The following is a 25,909-nucleotide window of genomic DNA, read 5'->3' on the forward strand; positions in this document are numbered from 1 at the left end:
ACGTTGCTTCCGGCTCGCAACCGGATGAGACGCTCGACAGACTTCAGGTTTACGGTCAGCCGGGGCGTACGGGCTGGTCAGCCCGATTTGGTCGTGCACGCTTTGGCTGCTGACCCCGATTCTGACTGCGTCGACCCCACAGTCGGTCTGGTGGTCGGTAAGTCCGTCGGCAATGCGGTTGCACGGCACCGGGTATCGCGGCAGTTGCGGCATTGTGCCCGCAATCTGATTCCGGACCTCAGCCCCGGTGAACGTGTGGTCATCCGCGCGTTACCCGGAAGTGCGCACGCCGTATCGGCCGAGTTGGAGCACGAACTACGAGCGGCGCTGGACCGTGTCAGATCGGGTAAGGGCAGACGATGACCGCCCCGGTGACGCGCGGACTGATCTTTCTGATCGAGCTGTACCGCCACACCGTCTCGCCGCTGCGGCTGCCGACTTGTCGGTTCAGCCCGACCTGTAGCCAGTACGCCGTCGAGGCACTGACCGAATATGGGTTGTTTCGGGGCAGTTGGTTGACTTTGGTGCGACTGGCCAAGTGTGGTCCGTGGCACCACGGGGGATGGGATCCCATCCCAGAACGACGCGTCACGGCCGACGAGGCCACGCAGTCAAGGAGCGATTCGCTTGTCTTTTAACTGGTTCAGCCTGGACTTCGTCTATTACCCGGTCTCAGGCATCATGTGGCTCTGGTACAAGGCTTTCGCCTTGCTCCTCGGCCCGTCGAACTTCTTCGCCTGGGCGCTGTCGGTGATGTTCCTGGTCTTCACGCTGCGCGCGATCCTGTACCGGCCGTTCGTCCGTCAGATCGAGACGACGCGTCAGATGCAGGAACTACAGCCGCAAATCAAGGCCCTGCAGAAGAAATACGGCAAGGACCGCCAGCGGCTCGCGCTGGAGATGCAGAAGCTGCAGAAGGAGCACGGTTTCAACCCCCTGCTCGGCTGTTTGCCGATGCTGGCGCAGATTCCGGTGTTCCTCGGCCTGTACCACGTTTTGCGGTCGTTCAACCGGACACAGGGCGGCTTTGGTCAGCCCCAGCTGAGTGCCGCGGCGAACCGTGAAGTCGGCAACTACTTCTTCAGTGCCACCGACGTCGGGCACTTCCTGGACGCGAATCTGTTCGGTGCCCCGTTGGGCGCGACCATGATTCAGTCGGGCACGAGCCTGCAAGCCTTCGAGCACTTCAACTTCAGCCGGATCGCTGTCGTCTGCGTGGCGATCCCGCTGATGTTGATCGCCGGTTTCGCGACGCACATGAACAGCCGGGCATCGGTGGCGCGGCAGAGCCCGGAAGCGGCCGAGAACCCGCAGACGGCCATGATGAACAAGCTGGCCCTGTACGTCTTCCCCTTGGGTGTGGTGGTCGGTGGACCGTTCCTGCCCATCGCGATCCTGCTCTACTGGGTGTCCAACAACATCTGGACCTACGGCCAGCAACACTTGGTGTTCGGCCGGATCGAGAAGCGCGAAGCCGAGCAGAAGGAAGAGACGTTGCAGCGCCGCGCGGCCAATGCCCCGGCGCCCGGCGCCAAGCCGAACCGAAACAAGAAGCCGACCGACGCGGGGGATACCGACGGCTCGGCCGAGGGTGGACCGGCCGAGGGTGGACCGTCGAAGCCGGCACCCGGCGCGCGTCCGCAGAACAAGAAACGTTGATCGGGCCCGGGCAGCAACCCGGACGTCGGTCGTGGCAATAAGGAGGAGGCAGAGATATGACGACGGACCAAGAAACACAGGTCGAGGTGCAGCCCTCGCGCACAGAGGATCTTGAGGAGCGACTGGTTGCCGAAGGCGAGATCGCCGGCGATTACCTCGAGGAGCTGCTGGACCTGTTGGACTTCGACGGCGACATCGATCTGGATGTTGAAGGCGACCGCGCGGTGGTGAGCATCGACGGCGGCAACGACCTGAACAAGTTGGTGGGCCGCAAGGGCGAGGTGCTCGACGCCTTGCAGGAGCTGACCCGGCTGGCCGTGCACCAGAAGACCGGCGAGCGGAGCCGGCTGATGCTGGACATCGCTCGCTGGCGTCGGCACCGTCGCGACGAGTTGGCGGCGTTGGGTCAGAAGGTCGCCCAGCGCGTGTTGGAATCCGGCGAGCGTGAAGAACTGACGCCGATGACCCCGTTTGAGCGGAAGATCGTGCACGACGCGGTCGCGGCCGTCGACGGTGTGCACAGCGAGAGCGAGGGCGTGGAGCCGTCTCGCCGGGTGGTCGTGTTGCTCGATTGAGCACCATTAATTACACAGCTGTAATTCAACGGCGGTGTGCTGACGGGGAGGATGTTTCACGTGAAACGTGGTGAAGCGCCAACCCCACCGGCCACCGCCGTTGGTGTCTTTGGCGACCGCATCGGTAAGGCCGAGAAGTATGCAGAGATTCTGGCGGGCGCTGGGATCGAACGCGGACTGCTCGGACCGTCGGAAGTGGCGCGTATTTGGGACCGTCACGTGATGAATAGTGCCGCTATAGCTGAGTTGGTCGCCGACGGTGAATTGGTCGGCGATATCGGCAGCGGAGCCGGCCTCCCCGGGATCCCATTGGCGCTCGCACGACCGGGCGCGGACGTAGTCTTGGTCGAGCCGCTGCTGCGTCGGGCCGACTTCCTCAAAGAGGCGGTCGAAGACTTGGAGCTCGAGAACGTGACCGTGGTGCGTGGCCGGGCGGAGGAACGCGCCGTCCGGGATGCAGTGGGCGAGCTGGACGCCGTGACCTCCCGGGCGGTGGCCGCCCTCGACAAGTTGGTCAAGTGGAGCCTGCCGTTGCTGCGGATCGACGGTCGGATGTTGGCGATGAAGGGCGACCGGGCCAACGACGAGATCGTGGAACATCGGCGGGTTCTGAACTCGTTGGGTGCGGTGGACCTGAAAGTGGTGAGATGTGGCGTGGACTATTTGTCTCCGCCGGCAACCGTAGTGGTCGCCCGACGCGGGGAGAAGCGCATGAGAACGAATCGATCGACCAGGAGCGGGCGATGAAGCTGCCGAAGATAGGCAAGGGATCGGCGGGTGGGCCTGCACCGGAAAGCGATGACAGTGTTTCACGTGAAACATGGGCATCGACGGTGAGTATGGATACGCCGATCGGGGCCGAGGCAGCGCAAGCCGTCCGGATCATCCACGGGGCGAAGGGAGACCAGCTGCCCCGCCCTCGGCGTCAGCGTGTGTTCACCATCGCCAACCAGAAGGGCGGCGTCGGAAAGACCACCACGGCAGTCAACATGGCGGCCGCGCTCGCACTGCAAGGGCTCAACGTTCTGGTGATCGACCTGGACCCGCAGGGCAATGCGAGCACAGCGCTCGGCATCGAGCACCGGCCAGGTACGGCATCGTCGTACGAAGTGTTGATCGGGGAGATCACCCTGGAGTCCGCGCTGCAGCGCAGCCCGCACAACGAGCGGCTGTACTGCGTGCCCGCCACCATCGATCTGGCCGGTGCCGAGATCGAGTTGGTCAGCATGGTGGCACGTGAAACCAGGCTGCGGAACGCGTTGGCCAGTTTGAAGGAACACGACTTCGACTACGTGTTCATCGACTGCCCGCCGTCGCTGGGTCTGCTGACCATCAACGCGTTGGTGGCCGCGCCTGAGGTGCTGATCCCGATCCAGTGCGAGTACTACGCCCTGGAAGGTGTGGGACAGCTGCTGCGCAACATCGAAATGGTCAAGGCGCATCTGAACCCCCAACTCGAGGTCACCACCGTGATCCTCACGATGTACGACGGCCGGACCAAGTTGGCCGACCAGGTGGCCGCAGATGTCCGTGAGCACTTCGGTGACCGGGTGCTGCGGACCGTCATTCCGCGCAGCGTGAAGGTCTCCGAGGCGCCCGGCTACGGTATGACGATCCTGGATTACGACCCGGGTTCACGTGGAGCCATGAGCTACTTGGACGCCAGCCGTGAACTCGCCCAGCGCGACGAGCAGACAGTGAAGGGACAGCGATGACGCAGCCACGCAAGCGGAGTGGACTCGGCCGGGGACTCGCGGCGCTCATCCCTACCGGTGCACTCGATGGCGAGCAGGGTGACACCGCGCTGCGTATGGGTTCCGCTGCTGCCGATGTGGTGATCGGGGGCGGGCCCACCGCGTCTTCGCCGGGCATCCCGACGTCGCCGCACGCTGCCGCCGAAGCCGTCGGCGCGGTTTACCGTGAAATCGAACCGTCGGCTATCGAGCCCAATCCGCGTCAGCCGCGGCAGGTCTTCGACAACGAAGCACTGGCCGAACTGGTTCACTCCATCCGCGAGTTCGGCCTCATGCAGCCGATCGTGGTCCGCGAACTCAGCGAGCCATCGGGTGAGCACCGCTACCAACTGATCATGGGGGAGCGGAGGTGGCGGGCCTCGCAGCAGGCTGGGCTGGCCACCATTCCGGCGATCGTTCGTGAGACCGCCGATGGCAGCATGCTGCGCGACGCGTTGCTCGAGAACATTCACCGAGTACAGCTGAACCCCTTGGAAGAGGCTTCGGCCTACCAGCAGCTGCTCGAAGAGTTCGACGTCACCCACGACGAACTTGCCAACCGCATCGGCCGGTCCCGGCCGGTCATCACGAACATGATCCGCCTGCTGAAGCTGCCGATCGTCGTGCAGCGTCGCGTCGCCGCCGGCGTACTGTCCGCGGGCCACGCCCGTGCACTGCTCGCCTTGGAGGGTGGGCCGGAGAGGCAGGAGGAGCTGGCGGCCCGCATCGTGGCCGAAGGATTGTCCGTGCGGGCAACCGAAGAGGCCGTCACGCTGGCGAACCGGGAGGGCGACCGGCCGACACCTACTCCTAAGCGCAAGCCGATCCAGATGCCTGGGTTGCAGGATGTGGCCGAGCAGCTGTCGACGGCGTTCGACACCAAGGTGACGGTGAGCCTCGGTAAGCGCAAGGGCAAGATCGTCGTCGAGTTCGGCTCGGTCGACGACCTGCAGCGAATCGTCGAGCTGATGAAGACAGAGGGCGCCTGAAATCCACATCCAACCTGCGACCGACCACACCAAGGCGTTACGTCACTGTGACGGCTCGGTGTTGATCGGCCGTGCTGTGGCAGACCGACCACGGAAAAGTGTTGTGCGCCAAGCAGTTTGGATCTGTAGCCGCGGATTGCTGCGGTGGAGCCGCGAAAAAGCGCCACGGACGGTTATCTCTCCTATTCTGGAGGGGCAGCCCGGACCGATAGGGCAGTCGACGACCCGGGGAGTCTGGTGACATCACGCATCACACCGCTGCGGCTCGAGGCATTCGAGCAGCTGCCCAAGCACGCGCGGCGGTGTGTGTTCTGGGAGGTCGATCCGTCGACCGTCGCCGGCAGTGATCACCTGGCCGACCCGGAGTTCGAGAAGGAAGCATGGCTGTCGATGGTCATGCTGGAGTGGGGATCGTGCGGACAGATCGCACAGCCTTGTGACGCGGACGGCTTCGTCGACGCGGACGCCGACGATCCGTGTCTTGGCTACGCCTTCTACGCCCCGCCCCGCGCGGTGCCTCGCGCCCAACGTTTCCCGACCGGACCGGTGAGTGCCGACGCCGTGCTGCTGACGTCGATCGGCGTGGAGTCGAGCGAGTGCGCGGACGGTCTGCCGCGCAACTTGATCGCGGCCGTCGTGTCCGATCTGGTGCGTCGCGGTGTGCGCGCTTTGGAGGCGTTCGGGCGTACCGCGGAGATCACTGAACTCAACGAGCAGCACGCCGTCACCCCGGAGCTGGCGGCCGCGGTGTCAGCGTTCGGCGAGTGCGCGGTCGAGCAATGCGTAATCGATGCCGATTTCCTGCACGACAACGGATTCGTGGTCGTCGCTCCCGATCGCTACTTCCCGCGGTTGCGGTTGGAACTGGAACAGGGACTCGGCTGGAAGGCCGACGTGGAAGCGGCTTTGGAACGACTGCTGGAAACCACGCAACTGGCGCAGCCCGTGGGTGCGTTGGCCAGCCCGATGCTGTGGACGCCGAACGCCGGCAGGTCGTAGTAGCGCGAGGCGGTCGACGTTTCACGTGAAACAGGCATCGGGGGAGGAGCGCCGAGCGTTGGTCCGACTGGCGATCACAGTGCGCAGCGCGCTCGGTCATGACTGACGACGTGGCATCGGCCAAGCCCAACAGCTCGGGACTGCTCGACGTGGGCGATGGCAACAAGGTGTATTGGGAGACCTGGGGAAATCCGGGCGGCCAACCCGTGCTGATCGTGCACGGCGGGCCGGGCAGCGGCCGATCACGAAGTGCCCACAAACAATTCGATCCGGACGTGTTCCGCATCGTGGTGTTCGACCAACGTGGATGTGGCGACAGCGTGCCGAGCGCGGCCGATCCGCGGACGGACATGAGCCGCAATACCACCGAGCATCTGCTGACCGATATGGAGGCGCTACGTCGTCACCTCGACGTCGAGCGGTGGCTGCTCTTCGGAGGGTCGTGGGCGTCCACGCTCATCCTGGCCTACGCACAACGACACCCGGACCGGGTAGCGGGCATTGTGCTGATCGGGGTGACCATGACCCGGCGGCACGAAATCGATTGGCTGTGTCACGGCCTGCGGCTGTTCCGCCCGGTCGAATGGAAACAGTTCCGGGATGGCGTGCCGGCGGAGCGCCGAGACGGAAACCTCGTAGAGGCTTATCGGCAGCTCATGGAGAGCCCGGACGCCGCGGTACGTGAACAGGCCGCTCAGGACTGGTGCGGCTGGGAGGATGCCGCGATCGCGCATGAGTCGCTCGGTCGGCCCGGTCAGTACACGGCGAAGATCGACGCGGCACGGCTGGCCTTCGTGCGGATATGTACCCACTACTTCGCCAACGCCGCGTGGCTGGACGACGACCAGCTATTGCGGAATGCCTACCGGCTGAAAGGTATTCCGGGAGTGCTGATCCACGGCCGTCTCGACCTTTCGGCCCCGGTGGGGACCGCATGGGAACTGGCCGAGGCTTGGCCGGACGCGCAGCTGACAGTCGTCGAGGATTCCGGTCACACGGGCAGCCCGGCGATGGCGGTTGCCGTCGCCGAGGCCATCGCCAGGTTTGAGCCGCGCTTGGGCTGCGGGTCTTGACGACGCCGGGGGCGTCTCACCGCACAAACCGTAGTGGCCGGCGGAGTTTCAGGCGCCGGCTTGCCCGGCCTGCTCCACCGACATTTCGTGGGCGAGCAGTTCGGCGAAGGTGAAAGTTCCTGTGGGACGGTCGTTCTTGCCCAACAGGTACAGCCGCTTGACCGCGGCCAGGATGCCTTCGGCGATCTGATCGCGCGAACCGGGGGAGGTCAACAATTCCCGGTCGTGCTGGTTGCTCACGTAGCCGATGTCGACCTGCACGGTGGGCATCCGGGTCAGGCGCAGCAGATCCCAGGTCCGGCCGTGCGTACGGCAGTCACGTAAACCGCTGCGCGCCACGACCTCTCGCTGGATGAAATCAGCCAGGTTGCGTCCGATGGTGGATACCGAACCGTGCGAGTTGCCGAAGTGGAACGAGGCGACCCCGTTGGCCGCGGAACTGGGCTGGCTGGCGCAGCGCAGGCTGATCATCAGATCGGCGCCGACCGCATTGGCGGTCTCGGCGCGCTCGGCATCGGACGGGCTGCGGCCCACCGGCCGGGACAGGAAGGTGTCCATGCCGATCGCCGTCATCCGGCCCTCGAGCCGACTGGCCAAGTCCCACAACACGTCCGCTTCACTGACCGGACCGGACATGCTGGTCATGATCAGCCCGTGATCGTCGCCGCCGCGGCCCGGATCGATGATGATCCGTTTCCCGGACAGGCGCGGCCCGCTGCGTCGGACCAGCTCTTCTTCGCGGATGGCGTGAGGGGAGCCGCCGGTGACGCGGGAACCCAGAAAGTACAAGGAGCGCAAGGTTTCCGGGCCGCAGATGCCGTCCGGGAACATTCCGTACTCGCGCTGGTAGGACATCAGGCCGTTGTGGGTCTGAAGACCGAAGTGCCCGTCCACCAGGCCGGTGTAGAAGCCCAGATCCTGCAAGCGCGCCTGCAGGGTGGCGACGTCGTCGCCGTACATCGGGGCACCGAACTGATGAGCCAGGGTGCGCGCGCCCAATCGGTAGGACGCCTCTTTGAGGGAGCGGTAGGTGGCCTCGCCGACGATGCCGTCGACCAGAAGTCCACGCTGCTGCTGGAACGCCCGCACGGCCTGATCGAGGTCGTCATCGAACACCTCGAGGGCCACATGCTTACCGGTGGTGAGATCTGCGTCGGGGCTGTCCACGAACCCCAGGGCCGCCAACGCCGCCCGAATCTCGGTGACCACGCCTCCGCGGTCACCGCGACGCAGTATCGACATTGCTGGCCTTTCGGTCACGGAAGCCCGGCGGGTGAGCGCTCCGCGCCCGGCGCTATCAATAGTGTCGCAGACCGGGCGAGGAAACCTGAAACCGCCGGACACACCTACACCGAACGGAAACCTACGCGCCGGAGCAGTGTCCAGCAGGTCAGAGCTGGTCAGCGAGCTCCCGCAGCAGGGCAGCCTTGCCCTTGGCGCCCACCAATCGCTTCACCGGTTCGCCGTTCTTGAACAGGATCAGGGTGGGGATCGACTGCACTCCGAAGCTGCGCATGGTCTCTGGGTTGGCGTCGACATCGAGCTTGGCGATGGTCAGCTCGCCGGCCTTCTCTGCGGCGATCTCCTCGAGCACCGGGGCGATCATCTTGCACGGGCCACACCAGGTGGCCCAGAAATCGACCAGCACGGGAGTGCTGCTCTGCAGGACGTCGCTGTCGAACGACACATCGGTGACGGTTACGGTCGCGCTGTTGTCGGCCATGGTGGGGCTCCTCTTCGGGTGCGTTGTGTTGATGCTGAACCGACGGTTCAGCTGGTCTCGGCCAGCCAGCGTTCGGCGTCGATGGCCGCTGCACAGCCGCTGCCGGCGGCGGTGATGGCTTGGCGGTAGGTGTGGTCGACCAGGTCGCCGGCTGCGAACACACCGTCCAGCGACGTGTGTGTGGTGCGTCCCTGCACCTGCACATAGCCCTCGGCGTCCACGTCGATCTGGCTGCGCACCAGATCCGAGCGGGGGTCGTGCCCGATCGCCACGAATACACCGCTGACTGCCAGCTTGGACTCCTCGCCGGTGGCGGCGTCGCGCAGCCGCAGCCCGCTGACCTTGGGCGAGCCCTCGACCGCGACGACCTCGGTGTTGGTGAGGAAGGTGATCTTGTCGTTCGCCTGGGCACGCTCGAGCATGATCTTGGAGGCCCGGAACTCGTCGCGGCGGTGAATTAGGGTCACGCTGCGCGCAAACCGGGTCAGGAAGGTGGCCTCTTCCATGGCGGAGTCACCACCACCGATCACGGCGATGTCCTGATCGCGGAAGAAGAAGCCGTCGCAGGTGGCACAGGTGCTCACGCCCTGCCCGATCAGTTCCTGCTCACCCGGCACACCCAGGTGGCGGGCCGCGGCCCCCATCGCCAGGATCACCGAGCGGGCCTGGTAGGTCTCATCGCCCACGGTGACGGTCTTGATCGGCCCGTCAAGGGAGACCGCGTCGGCGTCCTCCATGCGCAGATCTGCGCCGAACCGCAGGGCCTGCTCGCGCATCTCCTCCATGAGCTCGGGCCCGGTGATGCCCTCTTTGAATCCGGGGTAGTTCTCCACCTCGGTGGTGGTCATCAGCGCGCCACCGAAGGAGATGCCCTCGAACACCAGCGGCTTGAGCTGGGCGCGGGCCGTGTAGACGGCGGCGGTGTAGCCGGCCGGGCCGGAACCGATGATGATCACGTCGTGCACGGGGGTGGTCATGTCCGCCTTTCGAGCTGGTGCGCGTCCCGGTGGGGCGTCAGCATGGGTGTAACACCAGGGTAGGCGCAGGTGTTCCCGTAGGACCGGCTAGGGCTGGGTCAGGACGGCGTCGGCCACCAGCCCGGCGTCGGCGGCGTTGCACTTGGCGGTGACCAGCAGCGCCATCACCGTTTTTGGGGCGGTCCCCGGCAGCACCAGCACGACCTGGGGTCCGCTGTCGGAATCCAGGGTGGTGGCACCCAGGACCGGGGTATCCGTGGCGTAGCCCAGACCCCGCAGGCAAGAGTCTCGATGCGCCGCATCGGCCAACGGACCGAGATTCGGCGCCCGGCTCAGCAGCCCGACGATCTGCCGGTCGGGCAGTGGCATGCCGGAATGCCGGGGTGCTTTCAGGTACTCGGCCGTGGGTCCGGTGGCCGACGCCGGCGGGTGTTCGGAGTCGTCGAGCAGTACGACGGTCCCCACTCCGATACCGGCCGCGGCGGCTGTCACGCCGAGGACCGCGGCAGTCCGGCGCCAGGGGATCTGGTGGCTCGCGGCGTGCGTGGGCGGGCCGGGCCGACCGGGTTGTGCTGCGCGCAATGCGGCACCGATCTGCGCTGTTACTTCTGCCGGGGTTTCGGGAGCCGGAGTTGCGTCCAGGCCGGCAAGGTCCCGGCGGACCTGATCGAGGGCGGCCAGTCGGCGGGCCAGCTCGGGGTCGTCGCGAATCCGTTGGCGCAGGCGCGCAGCCGTCGCGTCGTCGAGCAGCCCGGCCTGCAGCTCGGCGAGTTGCTCGAGCGTGACCGGAGTGTCGTCATCGGGGCCGGGCGTCGCGGGCGTGCTGTCATCGCGCACCAGCGCAGCCTATGTGCTCTCCGCATCCGCCGAATGATCGAGATAGGACAGCGACTGCGCCAGCTTGGCCCGGGCCCGGGCGCACCGGCTCTTGACGGTGCCCTCCGGGATGCCCAGCAGCCGGGCGGTATCGCTGACCGAGTAGCCCTGCATGTCCACCGCGACCACAGCGGCCCGCTGCTCGAGCGGCAGGTGCAGCAGTGCCCGTTCGATCAGGATGGCGGTGTCCACTGCCGGCGTCGGGTCGGCGGTTCGGAAGCTGTTCTCGTCGAGCTGGTCGGTGTCTTGAATCTTGTTTCGCCGCAACCGGTCCAGGCACGAGTTGACGACGATGCGGTAGAGCCAGCTGCTGACCGCGCAGTCGTGGCGGAACTCCGGGGCCCGGCAGTGTGCCTTCAGCAGTGCATCTTGCAGCGCATCGGCAGCATCGAAGGAATTGCGACTGGTCAGCCGTGCCAGCCGGTAGAGCTGGTGGTGGTGCCGGTAGAAGAGCTCTTCGAAGGCGAAGCGATCACCGGCCACGTGGGCGGCGAGCAATTGCGCGTCGGAGCGACCCCCCGACCGAGCGTGTTCCTCGAAAACCCCCACAGCCGAACTCTATGTACTGGCGGCGGGGTGCTCCGACACTTTTTGCCGCGGTGCGCCTCGCTGCTAGGAGCCGGCCTTCAGGGCGACGTTGGAGATGTCGGTCTTGCTTTTGCCGTCCACCGAACCCAGGGTGCTGATCCAGATCAGCACGTAGGACGTCGGGCTTGCGTTGTTGATCGCAATGGTGTTGTTGCCGGGCTGCATCGTCGTCGGCTGGGTGAGCACCTTGGTGTCGTCGAGCGAGGCCGGAGTCGCCGATGATGCCGAGCGGACCTGGATCTGGGTGCCGGTACTGGTCACGTTCAGGCTCAGCGAGGTCGGGGTCGCTTGTTGCGGCAGCTGCAGCATCAGGCCGACTCCGTTCTTGAAACCGGGGAACGGCGCGGGGTCGGTATAGATGTCGGTGGACCACGCCTCGCCCGGCGTCCCGCTGATCGCCTTGCCCGCGGACTGCGGGTTATCGGGCCCGCCACCCGGCGAGAACACCGTCACTGCAACGGGTTTGACGATATTGGCCGGGCCTGAGGGGGAGTTGCTCGCGGTGCTGGAGTGCACGCTGCTCAGCCCGAGAGACCCTTCGTCCAGGCCCTTGCCGCCGACGCTGCCGATCAGGGTGTCGGCCACGTACCACAGCGCCACCAGCAGGATGGCGGCCCCGACGCCAATGCCGATCAGCACCATCTTGCGGCGCCGGGCCAGGGTCTCCGGATCCGTCGGCTCATCGTCACGGAACCGGTCCGGGCGGGCGACGGCGGGGTTGACCGGGGTCATCAGCTCGGTCCGTTCGGACACCGCGGTGGCTTGCTGCAGTAGGTTCAATAGCGTTGGAGCCGAACGGATTCCACCGCCCTCTTGGACGGAGCGGGCGGCCGCTGCGGAAATCTGGAAGGGGATCTCCCGGTTCACCGAGCGGGGCTCGACGGGTTGGCCGGCACCGTCGCGCTCGGCCGGTTCCATCCCGCTGTGCGCACCGGATTCGGGTAGCGGCCAGCGGTCGATCAGCAGTGCGTACAGCGCCGCCCCGATGCCGCTGATGTCGTCCTCAGGGGTCGCCGACGGCAGGGTCGCCGGGAAGGCCAGCACGACGTCGCCTTCGATGCTCACCCGGAGTCGGCCGGGGTGGTCGATGGACAGTGCGACACCGGCGCGATGCGCGGATTCGGCTGTCGCAGCCAAGGACTGGATGGCGCGGGCGCCGCCCATCGGTGACGGACCGGTGGCCGCGACCTCGGCCAGTGAACCGCCGCGGACCCATTCGCTGATCACCAAGCCGCCGTGGCCGATCCGGGTCACGTCCAGGATGCGGGCCAGGCCGGGCGCCGAGATCTTGCTCAATTTCAAAGTGCGGGAAAGGATTTCCCGGACCGCGGAATCGGGCAGCGAAGCCCCCGGGTCGATGAAGGTCAGGGCAACCTGCCGGTTGAGCGAGATGTCAAGGGCGTGCCAGAACTGCAGATGCGGTGGGCCGCCGTGGAATACCAGCAGTCGGTAGCGGCCATCGACGACCGAAGCGCCGGCCCGCAGGTGGACCGTCTCCTCGGCCGCGGGCGGTTCGGCGAGGACGTCGGGCTGGAATTCGTCGGCATGGTGACGGGGAATCCTGGAGGTCACGCCAGCATCCGGACCGGGGATTGCACCGGTGGGCCCGGATGAGGCATTGCCTGGGGGTGCGTCGGTCACCACACATCCCTTCCGCGGCCTGCCCTGTGCACGCCCCTGCCGAGGTCCCTGCCACGATCCGCCGGTATTGACGGCACCGCAGAAGAACAATTTGCTTCGATCAGATTACGTGAGTGTGGTGCCGGTGGCGGCCGGGACGGGTGAGGTCACGGGCGTTTCGATGACTACGGGCGGTTCGCGGGCCGACCCAACCGCCGCCGGACGGCTGCCACCGCGGCCTGGGCGTCGGGCACTCGGGCGACCACCAGCAGTCCGCCGATCACCGGCAACATGATCAGGCTGATCAGCGTCAGGCGCAGCAGGGACCCGGGCCCGCCGCCGCGCGTGGTGAGGCGGTCCAGCCCGAGCAAGCGGTCGGCGGCGTAGGCCAGCAGGCCCGCGGCAACCGAGGCGGCCAGCGTGATCAATATGGTGCGCACCACGTCGCGGTCGATCAGTCGGCCACCAGGGGGCTTGAGGCGGTACCGCAGCAGCACGTAGCCGACGGTGGCACCGGCCACAAACCCCAGGCCGTTGGCGAAGCCGAGGTAAGCCGCGACCAATTCGGGGTCGTGCGTGAGCCGAGGGGCGGCCAGCGAGCCGAGGATCTTCACCACGGTGATCACCACGATCAGGGCGATCGGCGTCCACGGTTCTTCGCGGGCGTAGAACACCCGCAGCTCCAGCAGCACCATCGCGTAGGGGAGCAAGGTGAACGCCGACAACGTGATTGCCACGCCCAGGTAGCCGGCGTCGGTGGCGGTGAAGTTGCCATACGCGAACAGCGCGTTGCCCATGGCCGGGCCGCCGACCGTCATCAGCGCCACGATGGGGATGAGCGTCAGCATGGTGAGTCGGGTGGCCAGCGAAATGTCCGCCAGCACTGCGGGATTGTCGTCGGCCGCGGCATTGCGGGACAGTCGGGGCATGACGACGGTGAGTACCGTCACGCCGATCATGCCGAACGGCAGCTGCAGCACCAGCCAGGTGTAGTTGTAGATGGCGGGGCCGGAAGCCGCTGCGTGACTGGCGATCTCATTACCCACGATCAGGCCGCCCTGGCTGATCACCACGTACAGCATCATCGCGACGGCCATCGCCCCGAAGCGTTTGAGCCGGTCGTCGATACCCCACAGCGGCCGCAGGCTGATCCGTTGCCGGCGGATCGCCACAAGTAGGACGGCGACCTGGGTGACGGTGCCCAGCGTGATGCCGATACCCAGCACCAGCAGTTTGGTATTGCCCATCTGAACCGGATTGATCGACAGCTGTCCTGGGACCACCAGATACACCAGCAAAGTGGTGATGGCGACCAGGTTGTTGCAGACCGGGGCCCACGCCGTCGGCCCGAACACGTTGCGGTTGTTCAGGATTGCCATGAACACCGAGGACAGGCCATAGAAGAACACCTGCGGCAGCAGCAGGTACGCCAAGGCCGTGGTGAGCGGCCGGTTGACCGCGGGATCATTGCCCAGCATCAGGCCCACCAGCAGGGGAGCCGAGGCGATCGAGAGCGCAGTCGTGGCGAGCAGGAGTGTGGTCGCCAGCGTCACCAGGCGCCGCACGAAAGCCGTTCCGCCATCGGGGTCGTCGCGTTCGGCGCGGGCGAGCACCGGCACGAAGATCGCGGTGAAGGTGGCCTCCAGGACCAGCGCCGCGATCATGTTCGGCAGTTGGTAGGCCACGGTGAACGCACTGGACAGGGCCGCACCGAGGATCGCCGCCAGCAACACGATGCGCAGGAAGCCGGTGATGCGGCTGATCAGCGTCGCGAAGGCCATGCCCCAGGAGCGGGAAACCACTGCGGCGTCGGATAACTCGGTCCGGCGCGTGGGTGGCGTGGACGGGCCGCTCATGTGTCCTCCGGTGCGTGGGCGATCGCGACGTCGAGGGGGTCCGGCCGCGCCCGCGGGCGGTCCAGGTCGGCGCGGTCGGGTTGGCCGCGGAACCGGTGCCACAGCCGGCGCCCGGCCAATCCGAACAGCACCGCCCCGGCCGAGAGGGTGATGAAGAACAGCACCTTGCCGTAGGCATTCGAGTGCACCGACAACCGGACCGGCTCACCGAGCGGCAGCCCGTTGGTAGTCCGCAGGGATACGTCGACAGCGACCCGCTGGGTGAAGTGCACCTCGATCGGCACCCGCAACGGCAGGTACCCCGGGGGCAGTTCGATGTCGCCCATGTCGGTGACCGTCATCCCGGGGGGTGCATCGATCGACAGCCGGACCCGGATCGGCACCGGCAGGTCGTTGCGCAGGGCCAGCGGCAGCGGACTCCGCTCGGTGGCCAGGGTGTAGGCGCCACCGGGGTTGACCACCGTCACCGAGCCGAAAAGGTCGTTCACCGTCCGCTCAGTGGTATCGATGTTGCGCTGCACCAAGGAATTTCGCTCGCCGACCGGCACCGACTGGGTCAGCGCGCGCAGCATATCCTCGCGCAGTGGCGCGGTGAACTGATTGCCCGTCAGACCGGTCTGGCTGTCGGTGGTCAGGGCCGCGGTCAGGCCCCACACCCGGTCGGTGACGTCGCCGATTCGTGAGGTCACCGCGTCGTCGATGTGGGCGCGGGGATTGCCCAGCGTGTCGTCGGGCGGTGGCTCGATGTCGGTCGGCGGCACGGCCGCGGTCTCGGCGAGCAGTGCCGGCAGTGGGTGTGCGACGGTCAGTCCGGAGTGGATGGCGGTGGCCATCGTGGTCAGCAGTGCCTGCGCGTCGTCGCCGGTCAGATCCCAAGTCAACGGCGGCATCAGGAGTTGGCTGCGCGGTTGGCTGTCGGGCTGCAGCCCGCGCCACAACACCGCAGACATGGCGTCCTGCAGCCGGGCGACGGGGGAGTCGTGATCGAGCGCAACTCGAAGGGTCGATTGCAGATAGCTGGGTGAGATCGGGGTGTGACCGGCGCCGGCGAGAGCGGCGGCCACGCTCGGGTCGAAGAACGCGGCGGTGACCTGCGCAGAGAAGCGCTTGGGGGCGAGGTCGCCTGCGGCCGGTTCTCCGGTGGCGTCGTCGGTGGTGAGGTGCGCGGCCGCGACGGCGACCGTCGGCTGCGGCTGTCCGGACAGCAGTTGGACTGCGGACCCGGTGAGCGGTCCGTCGCCGAGCAGTGTGACCCCGGGTACGGAGGTGATGCCGAGGATCTGGTTGACGATCGCACCCGCTCCGCTCACCGCGGCGGCGCTGAGCTTGTCGTCGTCGACGTGCTGCAGCGCGCTCAGGTCGGCCTGGGCATAGACCGTCGGGGCCACACACATCCGCTGTGCCAGGCTGCGCAGCCGGTTCAGCCACTCCACCGCCGCGGCCTGGCCGGTACCGCGATGGGTGGGCGAGTTCAGCCCACCCGCCGGGTCTTCGTTCACCACGTACCCGGCGGTCATCGCGTTGACGGTGACCAACAGGTCGGGATCGACGGCCAGACACATTGCGTTGCGCAGCTGCGCACCCGGATCGATCTGGTCATTGGTGGCGAACTCGGCGGCGGTCAGCAGCGTGTTGAGCCGGCCCCCGCCGGCCAACGAGGCGGCCAACTCGTCGTCGACCAGCCGGACCGGGGTGGTGCCACCGGGTGCGCCGGCGGCCAGCCGCGGCCGGTCGGCCAGCGGCCACAGGATGGTCATCTGCACCGGATGGGTGGTGTCCGGCGGCACCGTCGAGTTCAGTGGCTCGGACGGATCGGCCGTCGGGCCCGGCGGCACACCGAGCACCGGTAGCAGGAACCGGGCGTCGTCGAGGCGGGCCGGGGCGCCGTAGTCGGGGGTGCCGTTGACGTTCACCAGCAGGGGGTAGATGCCCGGCTTGTCGATGGCCAATGCGGCGGCCTGTGCCGAGCGCAGCGGGTAGGACAACCGGAAGGATGCGCTCTGACCGCGTTCCAGGTCTGTCGAGACTGTGGTGAAGTCGGCGACCGCGGTGTACGCCGACGGGTCCTCGGACAGCGTGGTCCGCAGACCGGTCGAGGATTCCACGGCGGGGGCGTGCTCGAGCCGCACCATGACGTCGTGCACCGGACGGTCACCGACGTTGGTCACCGTGCCGCTGACCGTGACCATCGGCTGACTGGTCGTGGTGACCAGATCGGGCGTCACCCGGTCGACATGCAGCCGCAGGAATGGGCTGGACGCGGGCTCACCGGCTCTAGCGTGCGGCATGCCGGGGGCAACCGGCATCAGGAGCACGGCGGTGACGGCCAGGAGCCGCAGGAGTGTCGCCACGGCCGCCGACCGGGTGCTCACGGCCCTTGTCCGCAGCCGTTCGCGCGGCGGCCGGGTTGGGGATGTGTGGAGTCGTCGGTGCGGCGGTTCCGGGTGTGCGAATGGGTCTGCGGTCGGCGCCGGGGTGACGTGCGCGGCAGGGGCGGCAGTGCGCCCGGTCCGTCGGCGTGCAACTTGTCGATCAGCTCGTCGGCGACCTCGGCGAGCTTGCGTTCGTCGGCGTAGGCGAGGCGGGCGGACAGCTCCTTGAGCGGTACCCAGGCCACCTCGGTCACCTCGACGTCGTCGTCGGAGAGCTCACCGCCGACGAATCGCATCAGGTAATGGTGCACCGTCTTGTGCACCCGCCGGCCCTCGGTGACGAACCAGTAGTCGATGCTGCCCAGCGCCGCGAGCACGCTGCTCTGCACGCCGGTTTCCTCGGCGACCTCGCGAATGGCGGTCTGCTCGGCGGTCTCACCGACTTCGATATGTCCCTTGGGTAGCGACCACAGCATCCGTCCACGTCGGTCGACGCGTCCGATGAGGGCCGCCACCTGGCCGTCTTTGGGCCCGTCCAGACCGTCGATCACCAAGCCGCCGGCCGAGGTCTCGTGAACAGTGCGCAGCCGCTCGGGGGCGTGCCGGGCGGGGTGCGGTTTACGGGCTCGGGCCCGGGGTGCGACGGCGGGAGCCTCTTTCTGAGGCGCAGGAGCGGCGTCGGTGGTGTTCGCGTCCGAGTCGGCGGTCGGCGTACCGTTCTGTGGCGGACCCGCCGAGCGTCGACCGCGGCGCCGGCCTCGGCGCCGTCGTGGTTTGGCACGCTCGCCTTCCGACACCCAAGCGATAGTAGTTGCCCAGCTTGAGAGCTCTTGCCCCACTCGCCGGTCAGTGGCCCAGTTGTGATCCGGCGGCGGCGGTCGATGCCAATCGGAGCCGGTATGCGCATTAGGCTCACCGGACGTGCCGAATGATGCAAGTACCGATGCTGAGCTGCTGACCGCCGCCGCGGTCGCGCTGAACACGCATGCCGCCTTGCTGCGCGAGCTGGGCGGGCTTTTCGCGGCCGCCGGCCATGAGCTGTACCTGGTGGGTGGCAGCGTGCGCGATGCCGTGCTGGGCCGCGAGCTGAGCGATCTGGATTTCACCACCGATGCCCGGCCGCGGGAGCTGCAGAAGATCTTGCGCGGGTGGGCAGAAGCCTTGTGGGACACGGGAATCGAGTTCGGCACCATCGGGGTGGCCAAGGCCGGCGAGCGCATCGAGATCACCACTTTCCGGGCGGATGCCTACGACCAGGTGTCTCGCAATCCGGAGGTGGTGTTCGGCGATCGACTGGAAGACGACCTGGTGCGTCGCGACTTCACCGTCAACGCCATGGCGGTGCGGATCAGCCCGGATCAGCCCGGTGGCATCGGAGAGTTCCACGATCCGCTGGGCGGGCTGGCCGCGTTGCGTGAGGGCATCCTCGACACTCCGTCGGAGCCGCAGGTGTCCTTCGGTGACGATCCGCTGCGGATGCTGCGGGCCGCGCGGTTCGTGTCCCAGCTGGGGTTCTCGGTGGCCCCCCGGGTGTTGGAGGCGCTGATCGACATGGCGCCGCAGCTGGGCCGGATCACCGCTGAGCGAGTGTCCGCTGAGCTGGACAAGCTGATGCTGGGTGCGGACCCGATGGCCGGGGTCGACCTGATGGTGCAGACCGGTCTGGGCGATGTGGTCCTCCCCGAGATCGGTGCCATGCGGATGGCCATCGACGAGCACCACCAGCACAAGGACGTCTACCACCACTCGCTGACCGTGCTGCGCCAGGCGGTCGAGCTGGAGGACTCGGGCCCGGATCTGGTGTTGCGTTGGGCGGCGCTGCTGCACGACATCGGCAAGCCCGACACCCGCCGGCACGAGCCCGACGGCGGGGTGAGCTTCCACCACCATGAGGTGGTCGGCGCCAAGATGACCCGCAAGCGGATGCGCGCGCTGAAGTACTCCAAACAGATGGTCGACGATGTCTCGCAGCTGGTCTACCTGCACCTGCGGTTCCACGGCTATGCCGACTCCACCGGTACCGGTAAGTGGACCGACTCGGCGGTTCGTCGCTACGTGACCGACGCCGGCCCGTTGTTAAGCCGGTTGCACAAGTTGGTGCGTGCCGATTGCACGACGCGGAACAAGCGTCGCGCGGCCCGGTTGCAGGCCAACTATGACGGGCTGGAAGCGCGCATTGCCGAGCTGGCGGCCCAAGAAGATCTGGACCGGGTTCGGCCCGACCTGGACGGCAACGAGATCATGCAGATCCTCGACATCCCGGCCGGGCCTGAGGTCGGCCAGGCGTGGCGGCATCTGAAGGAGCTGCGGTTGGACCGCGGGCCGTTGACGCACGACGAAGCGGTCGACGAATTGCACAAATGGTGGAACGCCAGGGGCTGACCGTGCGTCCAACCAGGTATGGACTATTGCCTGAGTGATGGAGACGGGTCGGCCTCGTGGTGGCCGGCGGCGTTGTCCGTGGATGTGAACGGTGACGGGACGCTCGACGGTGTCGCGCTGGATATCGACGGTGACGGCCTGTTCGATGACGCGCTCGCCGATTTCGACGGCGACGGGGTCGCCGACCATGCGGTCATCGACGTCGCCGGTGCGCGGCGTGAATTCACCGATGACGGGTCGGGGACCTGGACGGTCGGCGGCGCGGGACTGCGATGGTTCGGCCTGGATGGCGCCGAGCATGCCGGGGGAGTGTTGGTGGATTTCGACGGCGACGGGTCGGCGGACGATCGATTGGTCGACATCGACGGCAACGGCCTGGCGGACCGGGTGTTCGCCGGTGACGGGGTGCACGTCGACACCGATGGGGATGGCCGCTGGGACCTGACGTTGTCCGATTCCGACGGTGATGGCGCCGCGGACGTCGTCAGCGAAGCCTCGTCCCGCACGGATCGGGGCAGCGCTGGGCCGTGACGACGGGACCGGGAGTCGGGGCCGGCAAGGGAGGGCCCACAACGGCCGCACTCCGAAGTAAGGTCACCCTAAATTAGTGCCCGACCGCGGTGGGAGATGCGGGCGCGGAGAGGTGATCGTGACTGCCGGACCCGGCTTCTCAGTGATTGTCGGCTACGGCACCGACATGGGTAGCGCCGAGGACGCCGCGATGTCGTTCGCCGAGGCCTTCCAGGACGCCACGGGCATTGCGGTTCAAGCGACCGAACTGAACCAGGTCAATCTCGCCGATCTGCAATCGGTGACCCATTTCATCGCGGTCACCTCGACATTCGGCGATGGCGAGTTTCCCGATACCGCCGCTCTGTTCTGGGAAGCGCTCAGCGCGGATTCCGCCGGCAGGCTCGATCAGCTGAGCTTCGCGGTCCTGGCGCTCGGTGACAGCATCTACGACCTGTTCTGCAACGCCGGTCGACTACTCGATGAACGTCTCGAGTTCCTGGGCGCCACCCGGCTCGCGCCGCGAGTGGATATCGATGGCGCGTACCGACAACACGCCGCGGCGTGGACCTCTGAAGTGGTCAAGCTGCTGACCGCAGCCCAACCCACCGACGCAGTGGTGCAGGTCGTTCCCGAGCCGTCCCAAGAGCGTGCCGAGCGATCAGGCCATCATCACGACCAGCCGGTGCCGGCCCGGATCACGGTCAACCGGTTGCTCACCGCACCGGAGTCTGACAAAGAGGTCCGGCACTACGAGGTGGACCTCGCCGGCTCCGGGATCACGTATGACACGGGCGATTCCATAGCGGTCCACGCGCGCAACGATCCCGCGCTCGTCGAGGCGATGCTGGCCGAATTCGGTGTCGCCGGCGACCACGAGGTCGACGGACATGAAGTACCACTGCGTGCGCTGCTCACCGAGGACCTGGAGATCCGGACGCCGACCCGGGCGCTGCGGGCGTTGGTCGCCGGTCGCCTATCGGGTGGGGTGGATGAGATCGACATCAGCGGCGACGCACCGGGCAGCTGGTGGTACGGCAAGGATGTTTTGGACTTGATCAGGCTGGCCGACCTGAGCCTCGACGAGGTGATCGACACCCTGAGGCCGTTGCAGCCCCGCGATTACTCGATTGCGTCGAGCCCGCTGCTGCATCCCGACCGCGTGCACCTGACCGTGGCGACGGTGCGCTACCGCGACGGGGATCGCCGGCACGGGGGTGTGGCTTCGACGTTTCTGGCGGACCGAGCCGAGACGGTGAAAGTGCACCTGCGGCCCAACGATCACTTCCGGCTGCCTGCGGCCGACGTACCGATCATCATGATCGGTCCGGGGACGGGCATCGCGCCGTTCCGCGCCTTCCTGCAGGAGCGGCAGGCGATGGCTGCGCCGGGCCGCTCCTGGCTGTTCTTCGGTGACCGGCGACGCGCCACCGACTTCCTGTACGGCGACGAACTCGAGGGCTTTCTGGAAGCGGGGACCTTGACCCGACTGGACCTGGCCTTCTCCCGAGACGGCGAGCACAGTGGGGCCAAACGCTATGTCCAGCACTGTATGTGGGAAAGCTCCGCGGAACTGTTCGACTGGCTCGAGGACGGCGCGCAGATCTATGTGTGCGGAGATGCCGACCGGATGGCCAAGGATGTTGACGCGACGCTGCACGACATCGTGGCCCGCTGCGGCCGGATGGACGCGGCCGCAGCGCACTCCTATGTCAATGATCTGATCAGGAATCATCGCTACCTGCGCGACATCTACTAGCGGCCGGCTGCCTCGAGACGGGTCAGCCGCGACCCTTCCCGGGCGGCCCGGCGAAGGCCTGCGCGATGGTCAGCCAGTGCTGGGCGTCCGCGCCGACGGCCGTCACGTCCAAGTCGCGCAGCGCCCGGCGCTGGGTGACCAGCAGGCAGAAGTCCTCGGCCGAGCCGGTCACCCGTTGCGCGGCGTCGTCCGGTCCCCAGGTCCAGACGCCACCGTCCGGAGCGGAAAGTTCCACGTGAAACACGTCGGTCGGCGGCGTCAGCTCGTTGACCGAATAGGCGAAATCCCTTGTGCGCACCCCGATGTGGGCGATCGAGCGGAGCCGGGCGGTCGGCTCGCGCCGGACCCCGAGGGCATCGGCGACATCCACGCCGTGCGCCCAGGTCTCCATCAGCCGGGCGCTGGCCATCGATGCCGCACTCATCGGCGGCCCGAACCAGGGGAGCTTGCGGCCGTCGGTGACGGTCAACAGTTCGTCGTGCAACCTCGAGCGGGTGGTCCGCCACTGGGCCAGCAGATCCGCGGGTGGGGTCCGGGACAGCTCCTCGGCGCCCTCGTCGACGAAGCCGACCGGGTTCTTCCAGGCTTCGGTGAGCAGTGCGGCGAACCCGTCTGCGTCGGTCACCGAAACCACCGCGACCCGGTCGGTCCACCACAGGTGCGCGACCTGGTGGGCGATGGTCCAGCCTTCGGCCGGGGTCAACCGGGCCCAGTCGGCGGCGGGCAGGTCCGCGACGAGGCGGTCCAGATCGTCGCTCTCGGCGCGCAGATCGGCGATGACAGCGGCAGCGGTGTCGGCCATGTGGGCAACCCTAGCCGCGTGGGATCGCCCGCCGGCCGAGGCCTGCATGTGCGGCCAGGCCGACGAGATATACCGCGATGCCGGACAGCACCAGCGGCGTCGACCGGCCGTCTGCCGGGATCACCGCGGCCGACACCGCGATGGCCGCGATGAACGCCATCCAGAACAACGAGTCCTGGACGGTGAACACGTGGCCGCGCAGCGCGTCGTCGACGTCGAGTTGCATCGCCGAATCCGCGCACAGTTTCACCACCTGGCCGGCGGCGCCGAGTACCAGCCCGCAGCCGATCATCACCGGTAGCTGCAGACCCGCCGCGCCGAGCTGAAACAGCGCCGCGATCACCAACGCACCGTTGGCGGTGGCGTAGCGACCCCAATGCCGCACCGCCGCCGGGGTCAAGACGTTGGCGGCGAAGGCGCCCAGCCCGGCCGAGGCCACGAACACCACCGCCACACCGAAGCCGGCAACGCTCTCCCCGCTGCCGTGTCGCACCATCACCAGCACCACGAGCGTGTTGATGCCGAACACCGCGCGATGCGCGGCCAGCCCCGCCAACGTCGCCGCGACGCTGCGCACGCCGATCACCGAACGCAAGCCGTAGTCCCATCCGGTCGCGACCACATACAGCACAGAACCGTGGACGGCCCGCGCGCTGTCGTCGGGCCCCAGCATGCGGGGGTGGATGCGCACCGACAGCCACAACGCGACCGCCACCGGGACGGCGGACATCCAGATGATGGCCGCGGCGCCGGCGTCACCCGAACCCAGCAGCCACCGCGGGAGCAGCATGAAGTTGGCGCCGAGGAAGGCCGCGACCGCGCCCAGCGCGGTCGAGACAGAGTTCATCGACACGACTTGCTCGCTGGGCACCACATGCGGCAGCGCCGCGGACAGTCCGGACGAGACGAATCGGGTGAAGCCGTTGACGATCAGCGCCCCGAACAACACCGGCAGATCCCGGGCGCCGACCGCCAGCAGGGTGCCGACGCCGATGAGCAACAACAGCCGCGAGAGGTTGGCGACGATCAGTACCTGTCGACGGTCCCAGCGGTCCAGCAACGCACCGGCGAACGGTCCCAGCAGCGAGTACGGGAGGTACAGCACGGCGAAGCTGCCCGCGATGGCCGCCGGGCCCGCCGCTCGTTCGGGGTTGAACAGGATGGCGCCGGCCAACCCGGCCTGGAACAGCCCGTCGCCGAACTGACTGACGGCGCGTAGTTCCAGCAGCCGACGGAATTCGGGCAGCGCCCGAATCGACCGTAATACCGCCGTGTGACTACGTGTTTCAGCCATCCCTGAGGGAGCTTCTGGTTGCGCGTCCTGATCGTGACTGGGCATCTTGATCCAGACTACAAATATCCCGGCGGGCCGCGGCGGGTTGGTGGATGCCGACACCATCAGTGCGATGATGGATCTGTGGCGCAGTCAGAGGACCCGGAGGACTTCATCGCCCCTGCGTCGGTGCGGGTACGTCCCGGAACGGTGCTGTTGGCTAACACCGATCTGCTCGAGCCGACCTTCCGGCGCAGTGTCATCTACATCGTCGAGCACAACCAGGACGGCACCCTCGGCGTCGTGCTGAACCGGTCGAGTGAGACCGCGGTGTACAACGTGCTGCCGCAGTGGGCCAAGTTGGCCGCCAAACCCAAGACCATGTTCATCGGCGGCCCGGTCAAGCGGGACTCGGCCTTGTGCCTGGCGGCGCTGCGCGTCGGGGTGGACGCCGGCGAGGTGCCGGGCCTGCGTCATGTTCAGGGCCGCATCGCGATGGTCGATCTCGACGCTGATCCCGAGCTGATCGAGCATGCCGTGGAGGGCGTGCGGATCTATGCCGGTTACTCGGGTTGGTCGCTAGGACAGCTCGACGGTGAGATCGAGCGGGACGACTGGATCGTGCTGTCGGGATTGCCGGCCGATGTGTTGGTCGAACCGCGGGTGGATCTGTGGGCCCGGGTGCTGCGGCGCCAGCCTCTGCCGATGTCGTTACTGGCGACGCACCCGATCGACGTCAACCGCAATTAGCGGCGGTCCGTTCAGTTGCAGGACAAGGTGCAGCTGGCGCAGCTGCCGGCGCAATCGGACTTGGCCGAGGCGTTCTGCTGGTCCAGCATGGCCGCGCCGACCTTGGCGCCCTGGTAACACCCCGCGGCCAGAGTCCCGACGGCGCCGACGACACACACGATCAGCGCCGTGAATCCGATCTGGTGAGGTGCCGCCAACGCGACCGCGCCACCGACGGCGAGCATCGCCGCGGATGCGAATTGGATGGGCACCACCGAACGCAGTACCAGCGGAACCACGTCTGCGGAACGGGGCCGCTTCCAGGACCAGAGGCCGACGACCGCGGTCACCGCAGCCGCGCACAGGCAGACAACCGCGGCGATCAGCATGGCCTCAGAATACGAGGAGCAGGTGCCTGCGACCTAACGGCCCAGTCCGGGCAGGGGCGCTGCCAGCGCAGCAGGCACGGCCGCGGCAGGGCTCGCGGCGTGAACCGGAGCTGCCGGGGCGGGGGCCGGTGCAGCCGGCGGCGCGGGCGCCGGGGCGCCGGGGGCGCTGACCCGGAAGCCGTTGATGATGGCGTCGGTGGCGCCGCCGGAGGCTACCGACGACTGCGCGCTGGTTGTCACCGACAGCGATACGAGGTAGTGGTCGGTCCCGGAGGTGGCGATCAGGTGCCGACTCGAGGTGTTCAGCGTCATGTTGTTCTCGCGGTAGGTACCTTCGATGATCGATGACGGCATGCCGTCGAAGTCGGCCATGGACCCATCGGTGCTGTTCCACGCTGCGCGTTGCTGACTGTCGATGAAGCCGTGGCTGATCGCCTCGTGCGGGTCGAAGTTCCCGCCGACCAGTTTGTAGACCACCAACTGGGCATTGTTCGTGTACAGGCCGTCACCGCCGACCCGGTCTGCCGTCACCGCGAAGGCGTCGGGCACGTTCGGATTGGCGACGGTGCTCCAGCCGGTCGGCATCGGCAACACGATGTTGAGCGCGGTGAAGCCCTGGGCGGTCTGCGGCTGCAGGGCGACGTTGTGCGCCTTGAGGAAGTCGATGACGGTGCCCGCCGTCGCCGGTGTGATGGTCGGAGCAATGGGTGCTGCCGCCGGTGCCGGTGCCGCTATTGGTGCGGCCGGTTGCGGCAGTGCTGCGGGCTGGCCCAGGGGTGCGCCCAGCGGTTGACCGGCCGGCACGAACGCGGGGGTGGCGACCGGCGGAGCGTAAGGAGCGGCGGCCTGGACGGTCACGGTCTGGGTGACCGTGGCCGGCGCCGGGATGGGCTGCGGCGGCAGTAGCGGGTCGGCTGACGCGGTGCTGCCAGTGAAGCCGACCACACCGGCCACGGCTGCGGCGACACCACCTGCCAGAAGCCGCCAACTGCGGGCATTCTCGAACATTTGACGCCGGTCCTTCC

General features: G+C 67.4%; 26 protein-coding genes. 13 read left to right on the plus strand and 13 right to left on the minus strand.

Annotated elements, in window-relative coordinates; all coding sequences use genetic code 11:
* Positions 1 to 3: 3 nt before the first annotated feature.
* The 9 genes from rnpA (at position 4) to pip (ending at position 7,028) form a co-directional block, all read left to right on the plus strand.
* Positions 4 to 363, plus strand: a complete 360-nt coding sequence (rnpA, locus tag ABIA30_RS23610; RefSeq protein WP_370069918.1) for a ribonuclease P protein component — start codon at positions 4 to 6, stop codon at positions 361 to 363.
* Positions 360 to 638: a membrane protein insertion efficiency factor YidD gene (yidD, locus tag ABIA30_RS23615; protein WP_370069919.1), complete on the plus strand. Its 279-nt coding sequence runs from the start codon at positions 360 to 362 to the stop codon at positions 636 to 638. Before rnpA ends, yidD begins: the two co-directional genes overlap by 4 nt.
* On the plus strand, positions 622 to 1,659 hold the full coding sequence (gene yidC / locus ABIA30_RS23620; RefSeq protein ID WP_370070085.1) for a membrane protein insertase YidC: 1,038 nt from the start codon (positions 622 to 624) through the stop codon (positions 1,657 to 1,659). The genes yidD and yidC overlap by 17 nt, the downstream gene beginning before the upstream one ends.
* A 56-nt stretch (positions 1,660 to 1,715) precedes the next feature.
* A complete protein-coding gene (locus ABIA30_RS23625; RefSeq protein ID WP_370069921.1) occupies positions 1,716 to 2,234 on the plus strand; it encodes a protein jag in 519 nt (172 codons plus the stop codon).
* A 51-nt stretch (positions 2,235 to 2,285) separates the two neighbouring features.
* The gene (rsmG, locus tag ABIA30_RS23630) at positions 2,286 to 2,981 is read left to right on the plus strand and encodes a 16S rRNA (guanine(527)-N(7))-methyltransferase RsmG (protein WP_370069923.1); all 696 of its coding nucleotides are present in this window, start codon (positions 2,286 to 2,288) and stop codon (positions 2,979 to 2,981) included.
* Positions 2,978 to 3,949: a ParA family protein gene (locus ABIA30_RS23635; protein ID WP_370069925.1), complete on the plus strand. Its 972-nt coding sequence runs from the start codon at positions 2,978 to 2,980 to the stop codon at positions 3,947 to 3,949. Before rsmG ends, ABIA30_RS23635 begins: the two co-directional genes overlap by 4 nt.
* The gene (locus tag ABIA30_RS23640) at positions 3,946 to 4,956 is read left to right on the plus strand and encodes a ParB/RepB/Spo0J family partition protein (RefSeq protein ID WP_370069927.1); all 1,011 of its coding nucleotides are present in this window, start codon (positions 3,946 to 3,948) and stop codon (positions 4,954 to 4,956) included. Before ABIA30_RS23635 ends, ABIA30_RS23640 begins: the two co-directional genes overlap by 4 nt.
* A gap of 237 nt (positions 4,957 to 5,193) precedes the next feature.
* Positions 5,194 to 5,955, plus strand: a complete 762-nt coding sequence (locus tag ABIA30_RS23645) for an acetyltransferase (RefSeq protein WP_370069929.1) — start codon at positions 5,194 to 5,196, stop codon at positions 5,953 to 5,955.
* Between the two features lie 98 nt (positions 5,956 to 6,053).
* The gene (gene pip, locus ABIA30_RS23650; RefSeq protein ID WP_370069931.1) at positions 6,054 to 7,028 is read left to right on the plus strand and encodes a prolyl aminopeptidase; all 975 of its coding nucleotides are present in this window, start codon (positions 6,054 to 6,056) and stop codon (positions 7,026 to 7,028) included.
* A gap of 48 nt (positions 7,029 to 7,076) precedes the next feature.
* On the opposite strand, the gene ABIA30_RS23655 is transcribed toward pip, so the two are convergent.
* From ABIA30_RS23655 to ABIA30_RS23695, 9 genes are all read right to left on the minus strand, one after another.
* Positions 7,077 to 8,270, minus strand: a complete 1,194-nt coding sequence (locus ABIA30_RS23655; protein WP_370069933.1) for an N-acetylmuramoyl-L-alanine amidase — start codon at positions 8,268 to 8,270, stop codon at positions 7,077 to 7,079.
* 148 nt (positions 8,271 to 8,418) lie between these two features.
* Positions 8,419 to 8,751 carry a thioredoxin gene (gene trxA / locus ABIA30_RS23660; protein WP_370069935.1) on the minus strand — a complete coding sequence of 111 codons (333 nt, stop codon included), beginning with the start codon at positions 8,749 to 8,751 and terminating at the stop codon, positions 8,419 to 8,421.
* Positions 8,752 to 8,798: 47 nt separating this feature from the next.
* Positions 8,799 to 9,728, minus strand: a complete 930-nt coding sequence (trxB, locus tag ABIA30_RS23665) for a thioredoxin-disulfide reductase (protein WP_370069937.1) — start codon at positions 9,726 to 9,728, stop codon at positions 8,799 to 8,801.
* Positions 9,729 to 9,815: 87 nt separating this feature from the next.
* Positions 9,816 to 10,565 carry a hypothetical protein gene (locus ABIA30_RS23670; RefSeq protein WP_370069939.1) on the minus strand — a complete coding sequence of 250 codons (750 nt, stop codon included), beginning with the start codon at positions 10,563 to 10,565 and terminating at the stop codon, positions 9,816 to 9,818.
* Between the two features lie 9 nt (positions 10,566 to 10,574).
* Positions 10,575 to 11,153, minus strand: a complete 579-nt coding sequence (gene sigM, locus ABIA30_RS23675) for an RNA polymerase sigma factor SigM (protein ID WP_370069941.1) — start codon at positions 11,151 to 11,153, stop codon at positions 10,575 to 10,577.
* A 63-nt stretch (positions 11,154 to 11,216) separates the two neighbouring features.
* A complete protein-coding gene (locus tag ABIA30_RS23680; protein WP_370069943.1) occupies positions 11,217 to 12,833 on the minus strand; it encodes a hypothetical protein in 1,617 nt (538 codons plus the stop codon).
* Between the two features lie 164 nt (positions 12,834 to 12,997).
* Entirely contained in the window at positions 12,998 to 14,668 is a 1,671-nt protein-coding gene (gene murJ, locus ABIA30_RS23685) for a murein biosynthesis integral membrane protein MurJ (RefSeq protein WP_370069945.1), read from the minus strand.
* Complete coding sequence (locus ABIA30_RS23690) at positions 14,665 to 16,974, minus strand: hypothetical protein (RefSeq protein WP_370070087.1); 2,310 nt, start codon at positions 16,972 to 16,974, stop codon at positions 14,665 to 14,667. Before ABIA30_RS23690 ends, murJ begins: the two co-directional genes overlap by 4 nt.
* A gap of 62 nt (positions 16,975 to 17,036) precedes the next feature.
* Positions 17,037 to 17,837 (minus strand): NUDIX hydrolase, encoded by an 801-nt coding sequence (locus ABIA30_RS23695; RefSeq protein WP_370069947.1) that lies wholly within the window; start codon positions 17,835 to 17,837, stop codon positions 17,037 to 17,039.
* A 124-nt stretch (positions 17,838 to 17,961) separates the two neighbouring features.
* Between ABIA30_RS23695 and ABIA30_RS23700 the strand changes: the two genes are divergently transcribed.
* From ABIA30_RS23700 to ABIA30_RS23710, 3 genes are all read left to right on the plus strand, one after another.
* A complete protein-coding gene (locus ABIA30_RS23700; RefSeq protein WP_370069949.1) occupies positions 17,962 to 19,422 on the plus strand; it encodes a CCA tRNA nucleotidyltransferase in 1,461 nt (486 codons plus the stop codon).
* A gap of 18 nt (positions 19,423 to 19,440) precedes the next feature.
* Positions 19,441 to 19,953 carry a pullulanase gene (locus ABIA30_RS23705; protein WP_370069951.1) on the plus strand — a complete coding sequence of 171 codons (513 nt, stop codon included), beginning with the start codon at positions 19,441 to 19,443 and terminating at the stop codon, positions 19,951 to 19,953.
* Between the two features lie 118 nt (positions 19,954 to 20,071).
* Entirely contained in the window at positions 20,072 to 21,691 is a 1,620-nt protein-coding gene (locus ABIA30_RS23710) for a sulfite reductase flavoprotein subunit alpha (RefSeq protein WP_370069953.1), read from the plus strand.
* A 22-nt stretch (positions 21,692 to 21,713) separates the two neighbouring features.
* Here the strand turns inward: ABIA30_RS23710 and ABIA30_RS23715 are convergent, their stop codons facing one another.
* Together ABIA30_RS23715 and ABIA30_RS23720 are read right to left on the minus strand one after the other, a co-directional pair.
* Positions 21,714 to 22,493, minus strand: a complete 780-nt coding sequence (locus tag ABIA30_RS23715; protein WP_370069955.1) for a TIGR03084 family metal-binding protein — start codon at positions 22,491 to 22,493, stop codon at positions 21,714 to 21,716.
* Positions 22,494 to 22,503: 10 nt separating this feature from the next.
* A complete protein-coding gene (locus ABIA30_RS23720) occupies positions 22,504 to 23,787 on the minus strand; it encodes an MFS transporter (RefSeq protein ID WP_370070089.1) in 1,284 nt (427 codons plus the stop codon).
* Positions 23,788 to 23,910: 123 nt separating this feature from the next.
* Here ABIA30_RS23720 and ABIA30_RS23725 point away from each other — a divergent pair, with 123 nt between their 5' ends.
* Positions 23,911 to 24,516, plus strand: a complete 606-nt coding sequence (locus tag ABIA30_RS23725) for a YqgE/AlgH family protein (protein ID WP_370069957.1) — start codon at positions 23,911 to 23,913, stop codon at positions 24,514 to 24,516.
* A gap of 11 nt (positions 24,517 to 24,527) precedes the next feature.
* Here ABIA30_RS23725 and ABIA30_RS23730 read toward each other — a convergent pair whose 3' ends face one another.
* Positions 24,528 to 24,884 carry a hypothetical protein gene (locus ABIA30_RS23730; protein ID WP_370069959.1) on the minus strand — a complete coding sequence of 119 codons (357 nt, stop codon included), beginning with the start codon at positions 24,882 to 24,884 and terminating at the stop codon, positions 24,528 to 24,530.
* Positions 24,885 to 24,917: 33 nt separating this feature from the next.
* Positions 24,918 to 25,892, minus strand: a complete 975-nt coding sequence (locus ABIA30_RS23735; protein ID WP_370069961.1) for an LpqN/LpqT family lipoprotein — start codon at positions 25,890 to 25,892, stop codon at positions 24,918 to 24,920.
* Between the last annotated feature and the right edge of the window lie 17 nt (positions 25,893 to 25,909).

The sequence above is a fragment of the Mycobacterium sp. MAA66 genome, assembly GCF_041261665.1.
Taxonomy (GTDB): domain Bacteria; phylum Actinomycetota; class Actinomycetes; order Mycobacteriales; family Mycobacteriaceae; genus Mycobacterium.

Bases quoted from the DNA above. Each gene is read 5' to 3' on its own strand.
- ABIA30_RS23625 (WP_370069921.1), top strand. From the start codon at position 1,716: ATGACGACGGACCAAGAAACACAGGTCGAGGTGCAGCCCTCGCGCACA.
- murJ (WP_370069945.1), bottom strand. From the start codon at position 14,668: ATGAGCGGCCCGTCCACGCCACCCACGCGCCGGACCGAGTTATCCGAC.
- ABIA30_RS23640 (WP_370069927.1), top strand. From the start codon at position 3,946: ATGACGCAGCCACGCAAGCGGAGTGGACTCGGCCGGGGACTCGCGGCG.
- trxB (WP_370069937.1), bottom strand. From the start codon at position 9,728: ATGACCACCCCCGTGCACGACGTGATCATCATCGGTTCCGGCCCGGCC.
- yidD (WP_370069919.1), top strand. From the start codon at position 360: ATGACCGCCCCGGTGACGCGCGGACTGATCTTTCTGATCGAGCTGTAC.
- ABIA30_RS23705 (WP_370069951.1), top strand. From the start codon at position 19,441: ATGGACTATTGCCTGAGTGATGGAGACGGGTCGGCCTCGTGGTGGCCG.
- ABIA30_RS23655 (WP_370069933.1), bottom strand. From the start codon at position 8,270: ATGTCGATACTGCGTCGCGGTGACCGCGGAGGCGTGGTCACCGAGATT.
- ABIA30_RS23715 (WP_370069955.1), bottom strand. From the start codon at position 22,493: ATGGCCGACACCGCTGCCGCTGTCATCGCCGATCTGCGCGCCGAGAGC.
- ABIA30_RS23735 (WP_370069961.1), bottom strand. From the start codon at position 25,892: ATGTTCGAGAATGCCCGCAGTTGGCGGCTTCTGGCAGGTGGTGTCGCC.
- ABIA30_RS23635 (WP_370069925.1), top strand. From the start codon at position 2,978: ATGAAGCTGCCGAAGATAGGCAAGGGATCGGCGGGTGGGCCTGCACCG.
- ABIA30_RS23720 (WP_370070089.1), bottom strand. From the start codon at position 23,787: ATGGCTGAAACACGTAGTCACACGGCGGTATTACGGTCGATTCGGGCG.
- ABIA30_RS23730 (WP_370069959.1), bottom strand. From the start codon at position 24,884: ATGCTGATCGCCGCGGTTGTCTGCCTGTGCGCGGCTGCGGTGACCGCG.
- rsmG (WP_370069923.1), top strand. From the start codon at position 2,286: ATGTTTCACGTGAAACGTGGTGAAGCGCCAACCCCACCGGCCACCGCC.
- ABIA30_RS23690 (WP_370070087.1), bottom strand. From the start codon at position 16,974: ATGCCGGTTGCCCCCGGCATGCCGCACGCTAGAGCCGGTGAGCCCGCG.
- trxA (WP_370069935.1), bottom strand. From the start codon at position 8,751: ATGGCCGACAACAGCGCGACCGTAACCGTCACCGATGTGTCGTTCGAC.
- pip (WP_370069931.1), top strand. From the start codon at position 6,054: ATGACTGACGACGTGGCATCGGCCAAGCCCAACAGCTCGGGACTGCTC.